Consider the following 22,346-nt stretch of genomic DNA (forward strand, 5'->3'; position numbering starts at 1 on the left):
CGAGCGAGGTCAGGGCGTCAGCCCGGTGGTGCCCCGGTACCGTCGCGGACTCCGGCGGCCAGGTGCTTCTCCTCGCGGCGCTGGGCCCGGCGGCGGCGGAAGCGGCGGATCCGGCTCCAGAGGAAGGCCACCATGGCCAGGCCGGTGGCCAGCAGGACGGCCGCGATGACCGCGGCGGCCTGCGGGTTGAACATGGCGAAGGTGACGAGACCGGCCACGCCGAGGTCCTCGGCCGTGCTGACCACGATGTTGCTGAGCGGCTCCGGTGAGGTGTTGATCGCCATCCGGGTGCCGGCCTTGACGAAATGGCTGGCCAGGGCGGTGGAGCCACCCACGGCGCCGGCGGCGAGGTCGGACAGGGAGCCGCTCTGCCCGGCCAGCAGGGCGCCCACGACGGCGCCCGCGACCGGCCGGATCACGGTGTGGACGGAGTCCCAGAGGGAGTCCACGTACGGGATCTTGTCGGCGCCCGCCTCGCAGAGGAAGAGCACGCCCGCCACGATCAGGACGTCGGTGCGCTGGAGCGAGGCCGGGACCTCGTCGGTCAGGCCGGTGGCGCCGAAGATGCCGAGCAGGAGGACCACGGCGTACGCGTTGATCCCGCTGGCCCAGCCGCTGGTGAAGACCAGGGGGAGCACACTCACCCGGCCATCATGCCGCACGCGGCGCCGCCCGCCCGGTACGGACGTCGGGGGAACGCCGAGGGGACCGCGGCCCGCAGGCGGCGGTCCCCTCGGCGAAGGACTGGGTGGAACGGGTACGGGGGCTACTGCCCCTGTTCGTCACGGCGGCGCTGCCACCGTTCCTCGATACGGGTCATCATCGACCGGCGCTGACGGTTGTGGCCGCCACGGGCCGAACCGACTGCACTTCCGGAGACGGGCTGCTCGCCGGGCTTGGGTGCCTTGCGCCAACCGGTGACGACGAGGACCGTACAGGCCAGCATGACGAGGAATCCCACCACACTGATCCAGAGCACTTCCTGCCAGATCACACCGGTCATGAGGAGCGCGATACCCACCACAATGCCTGCGACTGCCTGGTAGACCCGTCGCCGGGTGTACGTGCGCAGTCCACTGCCCTCAAGCGCTGTCGCGAACTTGGGGTCTTCGGCGTACAGCGCTCGCTCCATCTGCTCGAGCATTCGCTGCTCGTGCTCCGAGAGCGGCACGGGAGTCCTCCTCATCCGTCGGTCGCGGGGGGTAGCGACCAGGGGTCCCCTTCAGGATAGGCGGGGAATCGCCCCCGTGAATACCCGCCCTCTACGCCACATTCTGCAACCGCTGAGCCAAGAAAACATGGAGCAATGCGTGAAACGTACCGTCGCCAGCGCGGTCACTGAGGCGCTTATTCCCCACTGAGCTCTCCGGCATGCCGACAGGTGCTTCCGATCATACGTGGCCGAGGGCCGGTTCGGAGGGCGAAGCGGGAGAGCCCGTTCGGGCAAGGCCGCAGATCAGGCGGGCTTCTGGCCGAGGACGTGCAGTTGCGTGGCGACCGCGTGGAAGGCGGGCAGCTCGGCTGCGGCCTCCTCCAGTCGCAGCAGTGCCTCCACCGCGCCGGGCTCGGTGTCGACCAGGACGCCGGGCACCAGGTCGGCGAAGATCCGCACGCCGTGGACGGCGCCGACCTCCAGGCCGGCTCCGCCGACCAGCTCGCTCAGCTGCTCTGCGGTGAAGCGGCGCGGCACCGGGTCGCCGGAGCCCCAGCGGCCGGCCGGGTCGCCGAGCGCGGTGCGGGCCTCGGTGAAGTGGCCGGCCAGGGCCCGGGCGAGGACCGCCCCGCCGAGGCCGGCGCCGAGCAGGCTGAGGACGCCGCCGGGGCGCAGCGCGGCGACGGCGTTGGCCACGCCCTCGGCCGGGTCGTCCACGTACTCCAGCACGCCGTGGCAGACCACCACGTCGTACGCCTCCCGCTGGACCACGTCCAGCAGGCCCTGGGCGTCGCCCTGGACCCCGCGGACCAGGTCGGCCACCCCGGCTTCGGCGACCCGGCGCTCCAGCCCGAACAGCGCGTTCGGGCTGGGGTCGACCACGGTCACCCGGTGGCCGAGGCGGGCCACCGGCACGGCGAACTTGCCGGTGCCGCCGCCGGTGTCCAGCACGTCCAGGACGTCCCGCCCGGTCGCCTTCGCCCGGCGGTCGAGGGCCTCCTTGAGGACCTCCCACACCACGGCGGTGCGGAGGGAGGCACGGGGGCGGGAAGTGTCCGACACGGCTGATGACTCCTCGGCGCGTAAGGGTGGGGGAGCGGTGCGTGCCCCACCCTATTGCCTCGGCCGACCGGGCAGGTCATCCCGCCTGGGGACGCTCCGGCCGCGGCTGGGGGAGGGGCTGGGCCGGGGGCTGGAGCGCCAGCATCCGCTCCACCAGGCGCAGGAACATCCCCACCTCCCGTACGAGGTCGTCCGCGTCCCGGCCGCTCGCCGCATCCGCTATGCCCGCCTCCGCCCGGGCCCGGCGGGCCGCGCCCGAGGCGAACAGGGCGCTCCACTCGGTCAGTTCCGGAGCTGTCTCCGGGAGGACCTCCCACGCGCTGCGGATCCGGGGCCGCCGCCTCGGGCGGGCCGGCTCGGGCCGGCCGCGCGCGGCCAGCACGGCCGCGGCGGCGCGCAGCGCGGCCAGGTGGGCGGTGGCGTACCGCTCGTGGGGCCGGGGCAGTTGCGCCGCCTCGGCCAGGCCGCCGCGGGCCTTGGCGAGCAGGTCCAGGGCGGCCGGTGGTGCGGCCGACCTGCGCGGGACGGGGTGGACAGGGGACGGGGACGGTGTGGCCATGACGAACCTCCTGTCGATGCGTGGTGCTCGGCGGTGTTGCGGGTACGCGGGTGCGTACATCCATCGTGAACGGGCCCACTGACAATCGCGCTGACCTGCGCTTTCGCCCTCAAGACCGGTCCCGTGTGGGGGGTTTGGCGCCGGACCTGCTAAGTTTTTGAACTGACCGGTCAGTTCAAAAGAGGTGCAAACGAAGGGGGGAAGGCGTGGACAGCCCGCACGGCGCGGCCGTCAAGGCCGCCGGCTTCGGACTCAAGGGCCCGCGCGGCTGGGCCTTCCGCGGCGTGGACATCGACGCGGAGCCCGGATCGCTCGTGGCGCTCGAAGGACCGTCCGGCAGCGGCCGGACCTGCCTGCTCCTGGCGCTCACCGGGCGGATGAAGTCCACCGAGGGCCAGGCCGAGATCAGCCGGCACCGGCTGCCGAAGAAGATGGCGGCGGTCCGCCGCATCGCCGCCCTCGGCCCGGTCCCCGGCGTCAACGACCTCGACCCCGCCCTGACCGTCGCCGAGCACCTGCGCGAGGGCGCCCTGCTCCAGCGCCGCTACGACGGCCCGGTGCGCGCCCTGCTGCGCCCGCGCGGCGAGCGCCGCGCCCGGGCGGCGGCCCGCGTGGACGCCGCTCTGGCCGCCGCCGGACTGGACCCGGCGACCCTGCCCAAGGGGAGCCGGACCGCGGTGCGCGACCTGGACCGGCTGGAAGTCGTACGGCTCTCCCTGGCGCTGGCGCTGCTCGGCAGCCCCCGCCTGCTGGCCGTGGACGACCTCGACCTCAAGCTCTCGGACGCCGAACGGGCCGAGGCGTGGGCGCTGCTGCGCTCGATCGCCGACCGGGGCACCACCGTCCTCGCGGTGTGCAGCGAGGCCCCGGAGGGCGTGCTGGTGATCCGCACGGGCGCCGCCGCCGCACCGGCCGAAGCCGAAGCCGAAGCCGAAGCCGAAGCCGAAGCCGAAGCCGAAACCGCCCCCGCTGCCGAGCCCGCCCCCCCGACGGCCGTCGTCCCCGGCACCACTCCGAAGATCACCTGGGGCCGGCCGGCCCCGGACAACGACACGGACGGCGACACGGACGGCGTCGCGGACCGGCCCGAGGACGGCGGGGCCGCCACCACTGCCGCCACCACCCACGACGACGACGAAGACCCGAAGGGGGCGGACGATGCGCTCGCCGAAACTGGCCGCGCTTGAGCTGAAGCGGTTCGGGCGGGGCAAGCTCCCCCGGGCCGCTCTCGTCGCGCTGCTCCTCCTGCCGCTGCTCTACGGAGCCCTGTACCTCTGGTCGTTCTGGGACCCGTACGGCCGTCTCGACAAGGTGCCCGTCGCCCTCGTCAACGCCGACCAGGGCACCACCGCGGACGGCAAGCGCCTCGACGCCGGCGGGGAGATCACCAAGAAGCTGCACGCCAGCAAGACCTTCGAGTGGCACGAGGTCAGCGCCGCCGACGCGGCCAAGGGCCTGGAGGACGGCACCTACTACCTCTCCCTCACCATGCCCGCCGACTTCAGCGCGAAGATCGCCTCCAGCGGCGGCTCCGACCCCACCACCAGCGCCCTCCAGGTCCGCACGAACGACGCCAACAACTACATCGTCGGCTCGATCTCCCGGACCGTCTTCGCCGAGGTCCGCTCGGCGGCGACCGCCAACGCCTCCCGCGGCTTCCTGGACAAGATCTTCGTCTCCTTCTCCGACCTGCACGACAAGACCGCCGAGGCCGCCGACGGCGCCGACAAGCTCAAGGACGGCGCGGGCAAGGCCCAGCAGGGCGCGAAGGACCTCGCCGACGGCCTGGACACGGCCAAGGAGAAGACGGGCGAACTCACCGGCGGGCTGAAGAAGCTCAACTCCGCCGCCGGCCAGCTGGAGGACGGCACCAAGGAGCTCGCCTCCGGCACCCAGACCCTTGCCGACAAGGTCAACGGCGCCGCCGACAAGGCCCGCCCCTTCGTCAAGGACCCCAAGAACCTCGCGGACAGCGCCAAACTCGTCGCCGACACCGCGAAGGTGGTCAACAACCACCTCGGCAAGCTCGTCGAGAAGGCCCCGGTGCTGGCTGCCCTCAACAAGCGGGCCGCCGCCGATTCCGACGGCCTGTACACGAAGTACTGCGTCAGCCCCGCCTCCGGCCAGCCGCTCCCGCCGGGCCTGTGCGCCGCGGCGAAGAAGGCCAGGGACACCGCCGCCGAGGCCGCGCTGCTCTCCGCCGACGTCAACACCCTCGTCGGGAACTCGAACGGCGACGTCGACAAGCTGCGCGGCCAGCTGAGCGACCTGGAGACCACGGCCCGCGAGCTCGCCGTCAAGGCCCCCGGCCTCTCCGCGGACCTCGAATCGGCCGTCGCCAAGGTCAACGCCCTCAACACCGGCGCCCACAAGGCCGCCGACGGCATGGTCCAGCTGCACTCCGGCATCGGCACCGCCGCGGGCGGCTCCGGGGCCCTCAGTGAGGGCGTCGGCAAGCTCGGCGACGGCGCGCGCACCCTCAACGGCGGCATCTTCAAGCTGGTCGACGGCAGCGGCGACCTCGCGGGCGGCCTGCACGACGGCGTCGGCAAGATCCCCGACTACGACCAGCAGCAGCGCGACGCCCGCACCCAGGTCATGGCCGACCCGGTCAAGCTCGCCAACCAGGCCCTGCACAAGGCGCCCAACTACGGCACCGGCTTCGCCCCGTACTTCATCCCGCTCTCGCTGTGGGTCGGCGCGATGGTCGCCTACATGCTGATCGCGCCGCTGAACAAGCGGGCCCTCGCCGCCGGCGCCTCGCCCTGGCGGGTCGCGCTGTCGGGCTGGCTGCCGGTGGCGGCCCTCGGCGTGGCACAAGTGGGCGCGCTGATGTCCGTACTCCACTGGGGCCTCGGCCTGGAGATGGCCCGGCCGGCCCTCACCCTCGGCTTCCTGTTCCTGGTCACCTGCTGCTTCGCGGCCATCGTGCAGTGGCTCAACGCCAAGTTCGGCGCGGCCGGGCGGATCCTGGTACTGGCCCTCCTGATGCTCCAGCTGACCTCGGCGGGCGGTACGTACCCCGTCCAGACCAGTCCGGGCTTCTTCAACGCCATCCACCCCTACCTGCCGATGTCGTACATCGTCGAGGGCCTGCGCCGGCTCATCACCGGCGGCGACCTCACCCCGGTGTGGCAGGGCTGCGGGGTGCTGGCCGCCTTCACCGTGGGCGCCCTGGCCCTCACCGCGCTCGCCGCCCGCGGCAAGCAGGTCTGGACGATGGACCGGCTGCACCCCGAACTGAGCCTGTGAGGGGCGTTGACCTGTGAGAATCAGCGCCATGGAAAGCAGCAGCACCGGTACGGGCACGGGCGGCGCACGCCGCCAGGCCACCCGGCAGAAGCTCTACGAAGCCGCCGTCACCCTCATCGCCGAGCAGGGTTTCTCCGCGACCACGGTCGATGAGATCGCCGAGCGGGCCGGCGTCGCCAAGGGCACCGTCTACTACAACTTCGCGAGCAAGACCGACCTCTTCGAGGAGCTGCTGCGGCACGGGGTCGGTCTGCTGACCGCCTCGCTGCGGGACGCCGCGCGGGAGACCGAGGAGCGGGGCGGGACGCGGGTCGAGGCGCTCGACGCCATGATCCGGGCGGGGCTGGTCTTCATCGACCGCTACCCGGCCTTCACGCAGCTGTACGTGGCCGAGCTGTGGCGCACCAACCGGGCCTGGCAGTCCACCCTGATGGTGGTGCGGCAGGAGGCGGTCGCGGTGGTGGAGACGGTGCTGCGGGAGGGCGTCGAGCGGGGGGAACTGAGCCCCGAGATCGATGTGCAGCTGACGGCGGCGGCGATGGTGGGGATGGTGCTGGTCGCCGCGCTGGACTGGCAGGCCTTCCAGAGCGAGCGGTCGCTGGACGACGTCCACTCGGCGTTGTCGCTGCTGCTGCGGGGGCGGGTGAGCGGGAGCCGGTGACCCCCCGGTCGGCGGTGCCCTCCGGGGGTGGGGGCGGCGTAGAACTGAGTATCCGTACCTAGTCGCACAGATGAGTACGCGTACGGATGGCCCCCGGCCGCGCGGACAGCAGACTGGGGGCATCGGGCGGACGCCGCCCGCACCGCGGACACGGGGCCGCGGAGCGAGCGGGGTCCGGGGGGACCCGGAATCGCGAATCGCCGGTGGGGCAGGGCTCGGGGGGAACGAGCCCAACCCCACCGGCGTTTGCGTTGCCCCTTCTTCACGCGCCGCTCGCACGGCTCGGCCGTGGGCGGCCCTTCCCTTCTTTATGCGCCGCTCGCACGGCTCGGCCGTGGGCGGCCTCCCCGGCTTCGCCGCGCTGCGCCGGACTCCGTCCGTCGGGCCGCCGGGCGGAGCCGCTGCGCGGGGCCGGCCCCTCCCCGCCCTTCCACCGTTCCCGCCTCAGACGTCGGCGCGGCTGAAAGAGCCGGGCCGCAGCCGTGGTGCGCATCGGGTCCGTGCCCCACCGCGCCTCACCCCACGGCGCTCCGCGCCCGCGCCTCAAACGCCGGCGGGGCTGAGGTTGCCCGCCTTGGACATCCCGGGGGTCTGAGGTTGCCCACCCCGGTTGGCAAAGATCAGCCTCGCCGGCGTTTGAGGCGTGGGGGTCCGGGGGCTGGTCCCCGGGAGCGGCGCGCAGGGGGGACGAGCCGCCCGGTCACCCCCGACCCCGCCGCCGGCGCCGTCAGGGGCGGCGGGGGCGGAGGGTGGTGAGGCGGGTGGTGTACGTGGTGAGGCGGGTGGTGGCGGCCGCGGTGGTGCGGGAGGCCGACTGGGGGAGGAAGAGGGCGCGCAGGCGGGTTCCGCGGGAGGCCGAGGCGAGGAGGGCGGCGCCGGCCCGGAGGACGTCCGCGCGCAGGGCCGGGTAGCCGGCGTCCGCGCCGGGCGGGGCGTACAGGGCGCGCTCCACCGCGCCCGCGACCCGGCGCACCGCCTCGGCGGCCTCTCCGTCCAGCCCGCCCAGCAGCACCACCCGTTCCCCCGCCCCGCGCGGCGACAGCGCCTCGTCGGGCGGGATCCCCACGTCCCAGGCGCAGTCGCCGAGTTCCCGCCAGGCGTCCAGGACGTCCCCGGTCGCCAGCCGGCGGGCACGCACCCGGCGCCGCCACAGGAGCGGGACGATGGGCAGGGCCAGCACGGCCAGGACCCCCGCGCTCCAGGCGAGGACCGCGCCGGCGGACACGCCGCCCGAACCGGCCCCGAGGTCCTGCTTCGGCGCGGCCACCCCGCACTCGCCGAGCTTCTTCAGCTCCGGCGGGCAGGCGTCGTTCTGCGAGGGCGCCGCCGAGGGCGCCGCCGCGGACTGCGAGGGCAGCGCGGACGGCGCCGACGGCTGCGGCGCCGGGACGTCGGTGCGGCTGTAGTCCGGCACCGAGATCCCCGACCGCGGCGTCGGCTCGAACCGGGTCCAGCCCACGCCCTCGAAGTACAGCTCCGGCCAGGCGTGCGCGTCCCGCATCGAGACGTTCACGCTGCCGTCGGACTGCTTCTCGCCCGGGGTGAAGCCGACCGCCACCCGCGCCGGGATGCCCAGCGTGCGCGACATCGCCGCCATCGAGAAGGCGAAGTGGACGCAGAAGCCCTCCTTGTCCGCCAGGAAGCGGGCGATGGCCTGCGAACCCGTCCCCGAGGACACCTTCGTGTCGTAGCGGAAGCCGCCGTTCACCGCGAAGAAGTCCTGGAGCCGGACGGCCCGCGTGTAGTCGTCCCGCGCGCCCTGCGTCACCCGCCGCGCGGTCTCCGCCACCACCGGCGGCAGGTTGTCCGGCAGCCGGGTGTACTCCGCGCGCACGAAGGGGTTGGGCTCCGGCGCGGCCTGGAGCTGCGCCGCGGTGGGCCGCAGCAGCAGGCTCCGTACGGTGTACTGCGCGCCCTGCACGTTCTGGAAGCGGTCCTTGCCCAGCTGGTCGCCGACCAGCGTCCGGCCGACCGGCTCGTAGCGCCACTTCCCGCCGATGTCCACCTGCGTTGCCGGGTACGGCATCGGCAGGTAGCGCTGGGCGTACGTCTCCGCCGCCGAGACGGTGGTCCGCACCTCCGCGGCGCTCCCGCGGACCTGCTCGCTGAGCCCCATCGGGTTCGGCAGCCGCTGCGGCACATCGGTCAGCGGGCGCCCGGAGGCCTCCCACTTGACCCCGTTGAACTCGTCCAGCGCCAGGATGCGCAGGTACTGCTCGCCCAGCTGCGGGCTGTCCGTGCGGTACTTCAGCACCACCCGGTTGTCCGTCGCGTTCAGGCTGCTCTGCAGGGACACCAGCGGGTTCACCGCGGAGATCGTGCCCCCGCCGCCCGCGACGGCCGCGTCCTCGCCGGGAGCGCCCAGCACCCCGCCGCCCAGCGAGGGCAGTACGGCCGGCACCGCCAGCGCCAGCCCCAGCGCGACCGCGCCGATGCGCCGCCCCGTGCGTACGGGGGCCAGCGCCCGCCCGCCGCCGCCCGGGCCGCCCCCGTACCCCGAGGCGGCCGAGACCCGCGTGCCGGGGGCCGCGCCGAAGACCCGGCCCCACTGGGCGAGCCGGTCGCGCCCCTCCGACAGCAGGAGCAGCAGGTAGCCGGCGCCGGCCAGCAGGAACGCGAACCAGGAGCCGCCCTGGCCCGCCGACAGCCCGGCCGCCACCGAGTACAGCGCCAGCAGCGGCAGCCCGGCCGCCGCGGCCGTGCGCAGCGTCACCGCCAGCAGGTCCACCAGCAGCCCGACCAGCAGCATCCCGGACAGCAGCAGCAGCCGGATGCCGTCGGAGAGCGGTGCCGGTATGGCGAACTCGCCCACGTCCCGTACGCCGCGTTCGAACAGTGCCCCGAAGTCGGTGACCAGGAAGGCCAGCGGCCCGCTCCCGGTGGACTCGCCCTTCCCGGCGAAGAGGAAGGCCAGCAGCAGCAGCGTCACCAGCAGCTGCGCGCCCACGGTCAGCGGCCGGGCCAGCGGCACCCGCCGCGCCCCCGCCCCCACCGCGGCCTGTACGCACAGCAGCGCCGCTCCCTGGAGCAGCCAGCCGGAGGTCTCCACCAGCGGGGCCAGCGACCAGGAGGTCAGCAGCGTCGCCAGTACGCCGAACAGCGTCACGCGTGCCCGCCCGCTCATGCCCGGCCTCCCGCCGCTCCCGCGCCGAGGGGGGTGTCCCCGGCCTGCCGCCACAGTTCGGCGAACGCGGCGCCGGGCGGTACGGCCAGTGCCGTCCAGCCCGCCTCGCGCAGCCCGCGCAGCCGCTCCTCCACCCGGGTGGGCTCGCCCGCCCAGGTCGCGGAGTCCAGTACGAACGCCACCGCGCCCGCGCTGCGCTGCCGCATCCGGGCCGCCGTCTGCGTCTGTACGTCGTCCAGGTCGCCGAAGAACGCGATGAGCAGGCCGTCCCCGCCGGCGCCGAGGCCCGCTCCGGGCCCGCGCACCGCTTCGAGGGCGCGGGTGAGCCCGGCGGCGTCGGAGTGGCCGACGACCGCGAGGGTGTCCATCATCAGCCCGGCCGCCTCGGCGGACTCCTGCCCGCCGGCCGAGAAGCCTCCGGAGCCCTCACCGGGCACCGAGTCGCCGGTGTCGGTGAGCAGCCGCACCGAGAAGCCCTGTTCCAGGACGTGCAGCACGGTGGAGGCGGCGGCGGAGACCGCCCACTCGAAGGCCGAGTCGGGGCCCGCGCCCTCGTAGGCGCCGCCGCGGGTGTCGAGCAGGACGGTGGCCTTGCTGCGCTGTGGGGTCTCCTCGCGGCGCACCATCAGCTCGCCGTAGCGGGCGGTGGAGCGCCAGTGCACCCGGCGCAGGTCGTCGCCGCGCCGGTAGGTGCGGGGGATCACGTCGTCGTCGCCGGCCAGCGCGAGCGAGCGGCGGGCGCCGTCGCCGTAGCCGTTGGCCTCGCCGGTCACGCGGACCGGGGGCAGCGGCTCGGTGCGGGGGATGACGGTGAGGGTGTCGTAGGTGCTGAAGGAGCGGGTGAGCTCGACCAGCCCGAAGGGGTCGTTCAGCCGCAGCTGGAGCGGGCCCAGCGGGTAGCGGCCGCGCAGGTCGGAGCGGACCCGGTAGGACACCTCGCGGCGGCCGGAGGCCTCGACGCGGTCCAGGACGAAGCGGGGCCGGGGGCCGAGCACGTAGGGCACCCGGTCCTGGAGCATCAGCAGTCCGGTGGGCACCCGCGAGACGTTCTCCAGCCGCAGCTGGACCCGGGCCTCGGATCCGGCGGCCACCCGCGCGGGGGTGAGCAGACGGCCGGAGGTGACCCGGTGGCGGGTGCGGTGCAGGGTGAGTACGCAGATCAGCGGCAGGGCGATGAGCAGCAGGCCGACGCGGAGCAGCTGGCCCTGGCCCAGGACGTACGCGCACACGGCGGCGGCGGCCCCGGCGGCCAGGAACGAGCGGCCGCGGGTGGTCAGCCCGGCCAGCGAGGCCCGCAGCCCGCCCGGGTCCCGAACCTCCCCGCCGGCGCCGCCCGGGGCACCGGCGCCCATCAGAAGCCCCGGATGCCCGCGCCGGGCGGCATCTCGCCGCGGGCGTGCGCGGCGGGGACCGGGGTGCGCTGGAGGATGTCGTGGACGACCTGCTCGGCGGTGCGCCGGTTCAGCTGCGCCTGCGCGGTGGGCAGCAGCCGGTGCGCGAGGACGGGCCCGGCCAGCTGCTGGACGTCGTCGGGCAGGACGTAGTCCCGGCCGGCCAGGGCGGCGCAGGCCTTCACGGCGCGCAGCAGGTGCAGGGTGGCGCGGGGCGAGGCGCCCAGGCGCAGGTCCGGGTGGCTGCGCGTGGCGGAGACCAGGTCGACCACGTAGCGGCGCACGGGCGGGGCCACGTACACCTCGCGGACCGCTTCGATCAGCTTGACGACGTCGTGGGCGTGCGCGACGGCGGTGAGGTCGTCCAGGGGGGAGACCCCGCCGTGGACGTCGAGCATCTCCAGCTCGGCCTCGGGGCTGGGGTAGCCGACGGAGACGCGGGCCATGAAGCGGTCGCGCTGGGCCTCGGGGAGGGGGTAGGTGCCCTCCATCTCCACCGGGTTCTGGGTGGCGACCACCATGAAGGGGCTGGGCAGCGCGTAGGTGGTGCCGTCGATGGTGACCTGGCGTTCCTCCATCGACTCCAGCAGCGCCGACTGCGTCTTGGGCGAGGCGCGGTTGATCTCGTCGCCGATGACGATCTGCGCGAAGATCGCGCCCGGCTTGAACTCGAACTCGCGGCGCTGCTGGTCGTAGATGCTGACACCGGTGATGTCGGAGGGCAGCAGGTCCGGGGTGAACTGGATGCGCTGCACCGAGCAGTCGATGGACTTGGCGAGCGTCTTGGCCAGCATGGTCTTGCCGACGCCCGGCACGTCCTCGATCAGCAGGTGGCCCTCGGCGAGGAGCACGGTGAGCGCGAGGCGCACGACCTCGGGCTTGCCTTCGATCACGCCCTCGACCGACTGCCGGATCCGCTCGGCCGTGCTGGTCAGATCAGCGAGGCTCGCTCGGTCGTCGTACGTGGTCACCTGGTTCTCCTCGGCCCTTTCCCAGGGCCGACGCCGCTGGCGCGCGAACCGGCCCACCCCGAAACACGGACGCCGTTCCGGAGGGGTTCCGGGGCGCGTCTCCCCGCATTCTTGACGCCGTCACGGCCCGGTGTCACTCAAGAGGCGGGATCGATCTCCCGCAGGAGTCCGGTGTGCACGTCGAAGACGAAGCCTCGCACATCGTCCTTGTGGGGCAGGAAGGGGTTCGTGCGGACCCGCTGCATGGACTGGCGGACGTCCTGGTCGACGTCGCGGAAGGCCTCGACGGCCCAGGCGGGGCGCTGGCCGACCTCGTCCTCCAGCTCGTGCCGGAAGTCCTCGGTCAGGCTTTCGAGGCCGCATCCGGTGTGGTGGATCAGTATCACCGTGCGGGTGCCGAGCGCGCGCTGGCTGATGGTGAGCGAGCGGATGGTGTCGTCGGTGACGACGCCGCCGGCGTTGCGGATGGTGTGGCAGTCGCCGAGTTCCAGGCCGAGGGCCTTGTGCAGGTCGAGGCGGGCGTCCATGCAGGCGACGACGGCGACGTGCAGCACCGGGCGGGCGTCCATGCCCGGGTCGGTGAACCGGGCGGCGTAGCGGCGGTTCGCCTCTACCAGTCGGTCGGTGACGGAGTCGCCGCCGGGTGCCTGGGGTGCGGGGCCGGCGGGCAGGGATGCGGAAGTCGTCATGGTTACGACGTTAGTGGTCACGGGCGGGGACGGCACGGGGCGAGAGGGGACAAAGAACGTCAACGGATCTTGTTGTGAGCTAACCCACAGGAGTGAGCCGGGGGCCGCCGCCCGGGTGATTCACGGCTTTCGCGGCTTCCCTTCCAGGGGGCGCACCGGGCGCGGGGCGGTTCGTTGACCGGGGCGGGCGTTGCACTAAAGTGACGCGAACCGGCCGGAGCCCGGCCCTCACCGGCCGCCCGGCCCCCTGGTAAAACTCCGCGTGCGCGGCGCGGCGTACGCCTGCCGCGCCGTTATCTGAGAGGGCGCTTTGACTAGCGAGTCCCGACATGTCCCGGTGATGCTCCAGCGGTGCCTGGACCTGTTGGCCCCGGCGCTGGAGAGGCCCGGGGCCGTCGTCGTCGACTGCACCCTCGGCCTCGGCGGCCACAGCGAGGCCCTGCTGACCCGGTTCCCCGAGGTACACCTGATCGGCCTCGACCGCGACAAGGAGGCCCTGCGGCTCTCCGGCGAACGCCTCGCGCCCTTCGGGGAGCGGGCCACCCTCGTCCACGCGATCTACGCCGACCTCGCCGAGGTGCTGGACGGGCTGCGGATCCCGGCCGTCCAGGGCATCCTCTTCGACCTCGGCGTCTCCTCCATGCAGCTCGACGAAGCCGACCGCGGGTTCGCGTACGCGCAGGACGCGCCGCTGGACATGCGCATGGACCAGACCACCGGGATCAGCGCCGCCGAGGTCCTCAACACCTACGCGCCGGGCGAGCTGGTGCGGATCCTGCGCCAGTACGGCGAGGAGAAGCAGGCCAAGCGGATCGTGTCGGCGATCGTGCGGGAGCGGGAGAAGGAGCCGTTCAGCAACAGCGCACGGCTGGTGGAGCTGATCCGGGACGCGTTGCCGCAGGCGGCGAAGCGGACCGGGGGCAACCCCGCCAAGCGGACCTTCCAGGCGCTGCGGATCGAGGTCAACGGGGAGCTGTCCGGGCTGGAGAAGGCCATCCCGGCGGCGGTCGACCGGATCGCGGTCGGCGGGCGGATCGCGGTGCTCTCGTACCACTCGCTGGAGGACCGGCTGGTCAAGCAGGTCTTCGCGGCCGGGGCCACCTCCACGGCGCCGGCCGGGCTGCCGGTGGTGCCGGAGAAGTACCAGCCGAAGCTGAAGCTGCTGACGCGGGGCGCGGAGCTGCCGACGGAGGAGGAGATCGCCGAGAACCGGCGGGCCGCTCCGGCGCGGTTCCGCGGGGTCGAGCGGATCCGCGAGGCGCGGCTGTGAGCCCGGCGGGCCGCGCCGGGGGCGGTGGCGGGGCCGGCAAGGCGGGTCGCTTCGTCCGGGTGCGGCCCGCCGGGGCCGGCGGGGCTTCGGGCGCGCAGGCGGCGCGGATGCCGTTCGTCCTGCTGGTGGTGGCGCTGCTGGGGGGCGGGCTGATCAGTCTGCTGCTGCTGAACTCCGCGTTGAACCAGGGGTCCTTCCAGCTGACGAAGCTGAAGAAGGAGACCACCGCCCTGACGGACGAGGAGCAGGCGCTCCAGCGGGACGTGGACGGGTACTCGGCGCCGGACGCGTTGCAGCGGCGGGCGCGGGAGCTGGGGCTGGTGCCGGGCGGCAGTCCCGTCTTCGTCGGGGCCGACGGCAAGGTCGCCGGCACCGCCGCGCCGGCGGAGGCCCCGTCGCCCCCGGCGGCCGTACCGTCCGCCCAGCCGCAACCGAACCAGACCCCCGGAAGGTGACGCCGTGACGCGGACCCCCGGATGTGGCCCTGCCCGGCGTGCCCGCGCGGCCTCGCCGGCGTGTGAGACGTGGGAGGTGCGGTGAGTCCGCAGAAGGTGCCGGGGCCGGCCCGGCGGGCCGGCGCGGCGCGGGCGCCGCACACCATTCGGCTCGGGAGTCCGCGGCCCCGGCTGCGGCTGGTCGGCGTCGGGCTGACGCTGGTCATGCTGGCCTTCGTCGTCCGGCTCCTCCAGGTGCAGGCCGTCGACGCCTCCGCGTACTCCGCCAAGGCCTCCGAGAACCGCTTCACCAGCTACACCCTGGCCGCCGAGCGCGGCGAGATCACCGACCGCCGGGGCGTGGCCCTGGCCACCAGCGTCGACGCGTACGACATCACCGCCGACCCCAAGATGTTCACCCCCCAGGAGAGCAAGGCCCCCGACGCCCCCGAGCAGGCCGCCGCCCTCCTCGCCCCCATCCTCGGCAAGGACGCCAAGGAGCTCACCGCCCGCCTGAAGACCAAGAACACCCGCTACGTGGTCCTGGCCCGCCGCCAGACCCCCCAGGTGTGGAACCAGATCAAGGACCTGAAGAAGCTCTTCGCCGACAAGGCCGCCGCCGACAAGAAGCGCAACGGCCCCGGCGCCAACGTCATCGCCGGCGTCTTCAACGAGGTCAGCAGCAAGCGCGTGTACCCGAACGGCACCCTCGCCGCCGGGATACTGGGTTACGTCAACGCCGAGGGCAAGGGCGGCGGCGGCCTGGAGTCCTCCCTCGACAAGAAGCTGGCCGGCAAGGACGGGCAGCTCACCTACGCCCAGTCCGGCGGCCGCCCCGTCCCCACCGCGGGGTCCAGCGAGAAGCCCGCCGTACCCGGCGACGACATCGAGCTGACCATCGACCGCGACATCCAGTGGGCCGCGCAGTCCGCCATCACCGAGCAGGTCGAGAAGTCCGGCGCCGACCGCGGCTACGTCGTCGTCCAGGACACCCGTACCGGCGAGGTCCTCGCCATGGCCAACGCCCCCGGCTTCGACCCCAACGACCTGACCCGGGCCAGTACCGCCGCCATGGGCAACGCCGCGCTCCAGGACGTGTACGAGCCCGGCTCCACCGCCAAGGTGATGTCGATGGCCGCCGTGCTGGAGGAGAAGAAGGCCACCCCCGACACCCACGTCGAGGTCCCCAACCGGCTCCACCGCGGCGACCGGCTCTTCAAGGACGACGTCGACCACCCGACCTGGTACCTGACCCTCAACGGGGTCCTCGCCAAGTCCTCCAACATCGGCACCATCCTGGCCACCGGCCAGCTCGGCGCCACCCAGACCGAGGCCAACAAGGTCCTGTACTCCTACCTGGACAAGTTCGGCATCGGCCGCCCCACCGGCCTGGACTACCCCGGCGAGTCCCGCGGCATCCTCGCCCGGCCCGAGGCCTGGTCCACCTCCCAGCAGTACACGATCCCCTTCGGCCAGGGCCTCTCCCTCAACGCCATGCAGGCGGCCTCCGTGTACTCCACCATCGCCAACGGCGGGGTCAGGATCACCCCCACCCTGGTACGCGGGACGAAGGGCCCCGACGGCCGCTTCACCCCCGCCCCGGCTCCCGGACAGACGCGCGTGATCAGCGCCGAGACCGCCAAGACCCTCTCGGAGATGCTCGAATCCGTGGTCGACGACCAGGAGGGCACCGGCACCAGGGCCCGCATCCCCGGCTACCGGGTCGGCGGCAAGACCGGCACCTCCAACCGGGTGGATCCGGCCACCGGCCGCTACAAGGGCTATACCGCGTCCTTCGCCGGTTTCGCCCCCGCCGACGCCCCGCGGATCACCGTCTACTGCGCCATCCAGAACCCCACCAAGGGCAGTTACTTCGGCGGCCAGATCTGCGGCCCGATCTACAAGACCGTCATGGAGTTCGCCCTCAAGACCCTCCAGGTCGCCCCCACCGGAACGGCCCCCGCCGGGCTGCCCGTGACCTTCGACCCCGGCCCGCGGCCGGCCGCCCCGAACACCGCGCCCACCACCGCACCCAACACCGCACCGAACACCGCCCCGACCAGCCCGCAGCCCGGTCCGCAGACCGGACAGTGAACCGGCCGACCGGCCAGAAACGCGTGAGGCACCATCAGTGACAACGATCACCCCGAACCCCGGGAACCAGTCGGCCGCCGACGCCCGGGGCGGGCCCTCGCTTCGCGAGCGGCCCACCGCGCCCGGTACGCTCACCGCCGTGCCCCACGCTGATCAGCCCAGAACCGCCCAGAAAGACGCCCCGGCAGCGCCGCCGGGAGCGCCCCGGCCCGTGTCCGCCCGCCCGACCCCCCTGGGCGCGCTGGCCACCCTGCTGGGACTGCCTGAGCCAGACGCCGCACAGGTCACCGGCATCACGCACGACTCCCGTGCCGTGCGCCCCGGCGACCTGTACGCCGCCCTGCCCGGCGCCCGGCTGCACGGCGCGGACTTCGCCGCGCAGGCCGCCTCCCTCGGCGCCGCCGCCGTACTGACGGACCCCGACGGCGCCGCCCGCGCCGCCGCGACCGGCCTGCCCGTCCTCACCGTCGCCGACCCGCGCGGCCGGATGGGCGAACTCGCCGCCGAGATCTACGGCCGCCCCGGTGCGGGCCTGCTCCAGCTCGGCATCACCGGAACCTCCGGCAAGACCACCACCGCCTACCTCGTCGAGGGCGGCCTGCGCGCGGCCGGCCGCGCCACCGGACTCGTCGGCACCGTCGAGATGCGCATCGGCGACGAGCGCATCAAGTCCGAGCGCACCACCCCCGAGGCCACCGACCTCCAGGCCCTGTTCGCCGTCATGCGCGAACGCGGGGTCGAGGCCGTGACCATGGAGGTCTCCAGCCACGCCCTGGTGCTCGGCCGGGTCGACGGCTGCGTCTTCGACGTCGCCGTCTTCAACAACCTGAGCCCCGAGCACATGGAGTTCCACTCCGGCATGGAGGACTACTTCCAGGCCAAGGCGCAGCTCTTCACCGAGCGCCGCGCCCGCCTCGGAGTGGTCAACGCCGACGACGAGTACGGCCGTCGCCTGGCCAAGGAGGCGACGATCCCGGTCGTCACCTTCTCCGCCACCGGCGACCCCGCCGCCGACTGGCGCGCCGAGGACGTGGTCCTGGGCGCCGCCGACTCCACGTTCACCCTGCTGGGTCCCGAGGGTCAGCGCGTACGGGCCACCGCCCCGCTGCCGGGCCCGTTCAACGTCGCCAACACCGTCGCCGCGATCGTCACGCTCGCCGCCGCCGGCATCGACCCGCAGACCGCCGCCGACGGCGTCGCCGCGGTCCCCGGGGTACCGGGCCGGCTGGAACGGGTCGAAGCGGGCCAGCCGTTCCTGGCCGTCGTGGACTACGCGCACAAGACCGACGCCGTCGAATCGGTGCTGCGGGCGCTGCGCGAGGTCACCGAGGGCCGGCTGCACATCGTGCTCGGCTGCGGCGGCGACCGCGACACCACCAAGCGCGCCCCGATGGGCGCCGCGGCCGCCCGCTTCGCCGACACCGCGATCCTGACCTCCGACAACCCGCGCTCGGAGGACCCGCTCGCCATCCTCGCCGCGATGTTCGAAGGCGCCGTCTCCGTACCGCCCGAGGAGCGGGGCGCCGTCCTGGTCGACGCCGACCGGGCCGCGGCCATCGCCGCCGCGGTCGCGCGCGCCCGGGCCGGCGACACCGTCCTGGTGGCCGGCAAGGGCCACGAGCAGGGCCAGGACACCGCGGGCGTCGTCCGTCCCTTCGACGACCGCGCGGTGCTGCGCGCCGCCATCGAACGCCAACAGCAGGCTCCCCAGGCCGAGGTGACCCCGTGATTCCCCTCTCCCTCGCCGAGATCGCCGACATCACCGGCGGGCAGCTCCACGACATACCGGATCCGTCCGTCCTGGTGACCGGCCCCGTCGTGTTCGACTCCCGCCAGGTGGAGGACGGCAGCCTGTTCGCCGCCTTCGTCGGTGAGCGCGTCGACGGGCACGACTACGCCGCCACGGCCATCGGGGCGGGCGCCCGCGCCGTCCTCGCCACCCGGCCCGTCGCCGTGCCCGCCATCGTCGTCCCCGACGTGGTCGCGGCCCTCGGGGCGCTCGCCGGGGCCGTGGTCGCCCGGATCGGAACCGACGTGGTGGCCCTGACCGGTTCGGCCGGCAAGACCTCCACCAAGGACCTCATCGCCCAGGTCCTCCAGCACCACGCGCCGACGGTGTGGACGCCGGGCAACCTCAACAACGAGATCGGCCTGCCGATCACCACGTTGCGCGCCACCGAGGAGACCCGGCACCTGGTGCTGGAGATGGGCGCCCGCGGCATCGGCCACATCCGCTACCTCACGGGGCTCACCCCGCCCCGCATCGGCCTCGTACTGAACGTGGGCACCGCCCACATCGGCGAGTTCGGGGGCCGCGAGGCCATCGCCCAGGCCAAGGGCGAGCTGGTCGAGGCCCTGCCGTCCGAGGCCGAGGGCGGCGTCGCGGTGCTGAACGCCGACGACCGCCTGGTCCGCGCCATGTCGGCCCGTACGAAGGCCCGTACGGTCCTCTTCGGCGAGGCCGAGGACGCCGACGTACGGGCCACGGATGTCCGTATGACGTCCCAGGGGCGGCCTTCGTTCACACTCCACACACCCACCGGGTGCGGTGACGTGACCTTGCGCCTGTACGGTGAGCACCACGTGTCGAACGCGCTCGGCGCGGCCGCGGTCGCCCATGTCCTGGGCATGTCCGCCGAGGAGATCGCCACCGCGCTCTCCGGGGCGGGCACCCTGTCCCGGTGGCGGATGGAGGTCACCGAGCGCGCGGACGGCGTCACGATCGTCAACGACGCCTACAACGCGAACCCCGAGTCCATGCGGGCCGCTCTGCGAGCGCTCGCCGCGATGGGCAGCGCCGCACAGGCGAACGGGGGCCGCACGTGGGCGGTGCTCGGCCCCATGGCCGAGCTCGGTGACGACGCGCTCGCCGAACACGACGCGGTGGGACGGCTCGCCGTCCGGCTCAACGTGAGCAAGCTCGTCGCAGTCGGGGGCAGGGAAGCGTCCTGGCTGCAACTGGGCGCCTATAACGAGGGTTCGTGGGGTGAGGAGTCGGTGCTCGTGTCCGACGCACAGGCGGCGGTCGACCTGTTGCGCAGTGAACTGCGCCCGGGTGACGTCGTGCTGGTGAAGGCTTCCAGGTCGGCCGGTCTGGAGCGGGTCGCGCAGGCTCTGCTCGAAGGCGAGGCCTCCGACCGATGAGGCAGATCCTGTTCGCCGGTGTCATCGGCATGTTCCTCACCGTCATCGGCACCCCGCTGCTGATCAAGCTGCTGGCCCGCAAGGGCTACGGCCAGTTCATCCGCGACGACGGCCCGCGCGGCCACGCCGGGAAGAAGGGGACGCCCACCATGGGCGGCATCTCCTTCATCCTGGCGACGCTCATCGCGTACGCGGCGACGAAGGCCATCACCGGTGAGTCGCCCAGCATGTCGGGTCTGCTCGTCCTCTTCCTGATGGCGGGCATGGGCGTGGTCGGCTACCTCGACGACTACATCAAGATCGTCAAGCGGCGCTCGCTCGGTCTGCGCGCCAAGGCCAAGATGGCCGGCCAGCTGATCGTCGGCATCGCCTTCGCGGTGCTCGCGCTGCAGTTCTCGGACTCGCGCGGCCTGACCCCGGCCTCCACCAAGCTGTCGTTCGTCACGGACTTCGGCTGGGCGATCGGCCCGGTGCTGTTCGTGGTCTGGGCGCTGTTCATGATCCTGGCCATGTCCAACGGCGTGAACCTCACCGACGGTCTGGACGGCCTCGCCACCGGCGCCGCCGTGATGGTCTTCGGCGCCTACACCTTCATCGGCGTCTGGCAGTTCCAGGAGTCCTGCGTCAACGCGCAGACCCTGACCAACCCGAACGCCTGTTTCGAGGTGCGCGACCCGCTGGACCTCGCGGTCGTCGCCTCCGCCCTGATGGGAGCCTGCTTCGGCTTCCTGTGGTGGAACACCTCGCCCGCCAAGATCTTCATGGGCGACACCGGTTCGCTCGCCCTCGGCGGCGCGCTCGCGGGCCTGGCCATCTGCTCCCGCACGGAGTTCCTGATGGCCCTGCTCGGTGGTCTCTTCGTGCTCATCACGATGTCGGTCGTCATCCAGGTCGGCTCCTTCAAGATGACCGGGAAGCGCGTCTTCCGGATGGCCCCGCTCCAGCACCACTTCGAACTCAAGGGCTGGTCCGAAGTCCTCGTGGTGGTCCGCTTCTGGATCATCCAGGGCATGTGCGTGATCGTCGGTCTCGGTCTCTTCTACGCGGGATGGGCAGCAGACAAGTGACCTCCTGGCAGGACAGGAACATCACCGTCGCCGGCCTCGGCGTGAGCGGCGTCAGCGCCGCCCGCGCCCTGGCCGGCCTCGGCGCCGTGGTGACGGTCGTCGACGGCGGCGACACCGCGGGCCACCGGGCCACGGCCGCGGAGCTGGAGGCGGCGGGGATCTCCGTACGCCTGGGCGACGCGCACACCCTCCCCGAGGGCACCGACCTCGTGGTCACCTCGCCCGGCTGGAAGCCCGACAGCCCCCTGTTCGAGGCCGCCGCCAAGGCCGGGGTCGACGTCGTCGGCGACGTCGAGGTCGCCTGGCTGCTGCGCGGCCCTGACGCCGCCCCCTGGCTCGCGATCACCGGCACCAACGGCAAGACCACCACCACCCAGATGCTGGCGTCGATCCTGCGGGCGGCCGGTCTGAAGACCGCCGCCGTCGGCAACATCGGCACCCCGATCATCGACGTGGTGACCGGCGAGGAGAGCTACGACGTCCTCGCCGTCGAGCTCTCCAGCTACCAGCTGCACTGGGCGCCCTCCGTACGCGCCCACTCCGCGGCCGTCCTCAACCTGGCCCCGGACCACCTCGACTGGCACGGCTCCATGGACGCCTACGCCGCCGACAAGGGCCGCGTCTACGAGGGCAACACGGTCGCCTGCGTCTACAACGCCGCCGACCCCGCCACCGAGGCCCTGGTCGTCGAGGCCGACGTCGAAGAGGGCTGCCGCGCCATCGGCTTCACCCTCGGCGCGCCCGGCCCCTCCATGCTCGGGGTGGTCGACGGGATCCTCGTCGACCGGGCCTTCGTGGAGAACCGGCAGAAGAACGCCCAGGAGCTCGCCGAGGTCAAGGACGTCAACCCGCCGGCCCCGCACAACATCGCCAACGCCCTCGCCGCCGCCGCCCTGGCCCGCGCCTTCGGCGTGCCGCCGCGCGCCGTCCGCGACGGCCTGCGCGACTTCCGCCCCGACGCGCACCGCGTCGCGTACGTGGACGAGGTCGAGGGGGTCACGTACATCGACGACTCCAAGGCCACCAACACCCACGCGGCGCAGGCCTCGCTGGCGGCCTTCGAACCGGTCGTCTGGATCGCCGGGGGCCTCGCCAAGGGCGCGACCTTCGACGAACTCGTCCAGCGGTCCGCCGACCGGCTCCGCGCGGTCGTGCTCATCGGCGCCGACCGGGCGCTGATCGCCGAGGCGCTCGCGCGACACGCGCCCGAGGTCCCGGTCGTCGACCTCGACCGGACCGACACTGGGGCGATGCTCGCAGCGGTCCGGGAGGCGGCCGGGCTCGCGGAGCGCGGCGACACGGTCCTGCTGGCGCCCGCGTGCGCCTCGATGGACATGTTCGCGAACTACAACAAGCGTGGGGACGCGTTCGCCGACGCCGTGCGCGAACTGGCCGCCGAGAGCGCCTAGGTCGACCCGGGCAGGTCTCCTGCCCGACCCGGCTGCTCGCCTCGTACGAGTGGAGGGGAAGATCAC

18 protein-coding genes are annotated in these 22,346 nt (G+C 73.4%); 10 read left to right on the top strand and 8 right to left on the bottom strand.

Annotation, left to right across the window (positions count from 1 at the left end; translation table 11 throughout):
* Positions 1 to 17: 17 nt before the first annotated feature.
* The 4 genes from ACZ6ZT_RS19315 to ACZ6ZT_RS19330 form a co-directional block, all read right to left on the bottom strand.
* Positions 18 to 644: a DUF4126 domain-containing protein gene (locus ACZ6ZT_RS19315; RefSeq protein ID WP_469720587.1), complete on the bottom strand. Its 627-nt coding sequence runs from the start codon at positions 642 to 644 to the stop codon at positions 18 to 20.
* Between the two features lie 122 nt (positions 645 to 766).
* The gene (locus ACZ6ZT_RS19320) at positions 767 to 1,171 is read right to left on the bottom strand and encodes a DUF3040 domain-containing protein (protein WP_469720589.1); all 405 of its coding nucleotides are present in this window, start codon (positions 1,169 to 1,171) and stop codon (positions 767 to 769) included.
* Between the two features lie 285 nt (positions 1,172 to 1,456).
* On the bottom strand, positions 1,457 to 2,215 hold the full coding sequence (locus ACZ6ZT_RS19325) for a class I SAM-dependent methyltransferase (RefSeq protein WP_469720591.1): 759 nt from the start codon (positions 2,213 to 2,215) through the stop codon (positions 1,457 to 1,459).
* 76 nt (positions 2,216 to 2,291) lie between these two features.
* A complete protein-coding gene (locus ACZ6ZT_RS19330) occupies positions 2,292 to 2,774 on the bottom strand; it encodes an SAV_6107 family HEPN domain-containing protein (RefSeq protein WP_469720593.1) in 483 nt (160 codons plus the stop codon).
* 206 nt (positions 2,775 to 2,980) lie between these two features.
* Here ACZ6ZT_RS19330 and ACZ6ZT_RS19335 point away from each other — a divergent pair, with 206 nt between their 5' ends.
* From ACZ6ZT_RS19335 to ACZ6ZT_RS19345, 3 genes are read left to right on the top strand one after another with little or no spacing between them, the layout of a single operon-like run.
* Positions 2,981 to 3,961, top strand: a complete 981-nt coding sequence (locus ACZ6ZT_RS19335) for an ATP-binding cassette domain-containing protein (protein ID WP_469720595.1) — start codon at positions 2,981 to 2,983, stop codon at positions 3,959 to 3,961.
* Positions 3,933 to 6,026 carry a YhgE/Pip family protein gene (locus tag ACZ6ZT_RS19340; RefSeq protein ID WP_469720597.1) on the top strand — a complete coding sequence of 698 codons (2,094 nt, stop codon included), beginning with the start codon at positions 3,933 to 3,935 and terminating at the stop codon, positions 6,024 to 6,026. The genes ACZ6ZT_RS19335 and ACZ6ZT_RS19340 overlap by 29 nt, the downstream gene beginning before the upstream one ends.
* 28 nt (positions 6,027 to 6,054) lie before the next feature.
* Positions 6,055 to 6,687 carry a TetR/AcrR family transcriptional regulator gene (locus tag ACZ6ZT_RS19345; RefSeq protein ID WP_469720599.1) on the top strand — a complete coding sequence of 211 codons (633 nt, stop codon included), beginning with the start codon at positions 6,055 to 6,057 and terminating at the stop codon, positions 6,685 to 6,687.
* A gap of 727 nt (positions 6,688 to 7,414) precedes the next feature.
* Here the strand turns inward: ACZ6ZT_RS19345 and ACZ6ZT_RS19350 are convergent.
* The 4 genes from ACZ6ZT_RS19350 to ACZ6ZT_RS19365 form a co-directional block, all read right to left on the bottom strand.
* On the bottom strand, positions 7,415 to 9,811 hold the full coding sequence (locus ACZ6ZT_RS19350) for a transglutaminase TgpA family protein (RefSeq protein ID WP_469720601.1): 2,397 nt from the start codon (positions 9,809 to 9,811) through the stop codon (positions 7,415 to 7,417).
* Positions 9,808 to 11,163 (bottom strand): DUF58 domain-containing protein, encoded by a 1,356-nt coding sequence (locus ACZ6ZT_RS19355; protein WP_469720603.1) that lies wholly within the window; start codon positions 11,161 to 11,163, stop codon positions 9,808 to 9,810. Before ACZ6ZT_RS19355 ends, ACZ6ZT_RS19350 begins: the two co-directional genes overlap by 4 nt.
* Complete coding sequence (locus ACZ6ZT_RS19360) at positions 11,163 to 12,173, bottom strand: AAA family ATPase (RefSeq protein ID WP_469720605.1); 1,011 nt, start codon at positions 12,171 to 12,173, stop codon at positions 11,163 to 11,165. The genes ACZ6ZT_RS19355 and ACZ6ZT_RS19360 overlap by 1 nt, the downstream gene beginning before the upstream one ends.
* 137 nt (positions 12,174 to 12,310) lie before the next feature.
* The gene (locus tag ACZ6ZT_RS19365; protein WP_469720607.1) at positions 12,311 to 12,925 is read right to left on the bottom strand and encodes a beta-class carbonic anhydrase; all 615 of its coding nucleotides are present in this window, start codon (positions 12,923 to 12,925) and stop codon (positions 12,311 to 12,313) included.
* Positions 12,926 to 13,172: 247 nt separating this feature from the next.
* On the opposite strand from ACZ6ZT_RS19365, the gene rsmH reads away from it, so the two are divergent.
* From rsmH to murD, 7 genes are all read left to right on the top strand, one after another.
* On the top strand, positions 13,173 to 14,132 hold the full coding sequence (gene rsmH, locus ACZ6ZT_RS19370; protein WP_469720608.1) for a 16S rRNA (cytosine(1402)-N(4))-methyltransferase RsmH: 960 nt from the start codon (positions 13,173 to 13,175) through the stop codon (positions 14,130 to 14,132).
* Entirely contained in the window at positions 14,129 to 14,587 is a 459-nt protein-coding gene (ftsL, locus tag ACZ6ZT_RS19375) for a cell division protein FtsL (protein WP_469720610.1), read from the top strand. The genes rsmH and ftsL overlap by 4 nt, the downstream gene beginning before the upstream one ends.
* A 96-nt stretch (positions 14,588 to 14,683) precedes the next feature.
* Positions 14,684 to 16,660, top strand: a complete 1,977-nt coding sequence (locus ACZ6ZT_RS19380) for a peptidoglycan D,D-transpeptidase FtsI family protein (protein WP_469720683.1) — start codon at positions 14,684 to 14,686, stop codon at positions 16,658 to 16,660.
* Between the two features lie 37 nt (positions 16,661 to 16,697).
* A complete protein-coding gene (locus ACZ6ZT_RS19385) occupies positions 16,698 to 18,389 on the top strand; it encodes a UDP-N-acetylmuramoyl-L-alanyl-D-glutamate--2,6-diaminopimelate ligase (RefSeq protein WP_469720612.1) in 1,692 nt (563 codons plus the stop codon).
* Positions 18,386 to 19,804 (top strand): UDP-N-acetylmuramoyl-tripeptide--D-alanyl-D-alanine ligase, encoded by a 1,419-nt coding sequence (locus ACZ6ZT_RS19390; protein WP_469720614.1) that lies wholly within the window; start codon positions 18,386 to 18,388, stop codon positions 19,802 to 19,804. The genes ACZ6ZT_RS19385 and ACZ6ZT_RS19390 overlap by 4 nt, the downstream gene beginning before the upstream one ends.
* Entirely contained in the window at positions 19,801 to 20,871 is a 1,071-nt protein-coding gene (gene mraY, locus ACZ6ZT_RS19395; protein WP_469720616.1) for a phospho-N-acetylmuramoyl-pentapeptide-transferase, read from the top strand. The genes ACZ6ZT_RS19390 and mraY overlap by 4 nt, the downstream gene beginning before the upstream one ends.
* Entirely contained in the window at positions 20,853 to 22,280 is a 1,428-nt protein-coding gene (gene murD, locus ACZ6ZT_RS19400) for a UDP-N-acetylmuramoyl-L-alanine--D-glutamate ligase (RefSeq protein ID WP_469720618.1), read from the top strand. Before mraY ends, murD begins: the two co-directional genes overlap by 19 nt.
* Positions 22,281 to 22,346: the final 66 nt, after the last annotated feature.

The sequence above is a fragment of the Streptomyces sp. NPDC102258 genome, from assembly GCF_055584685.1.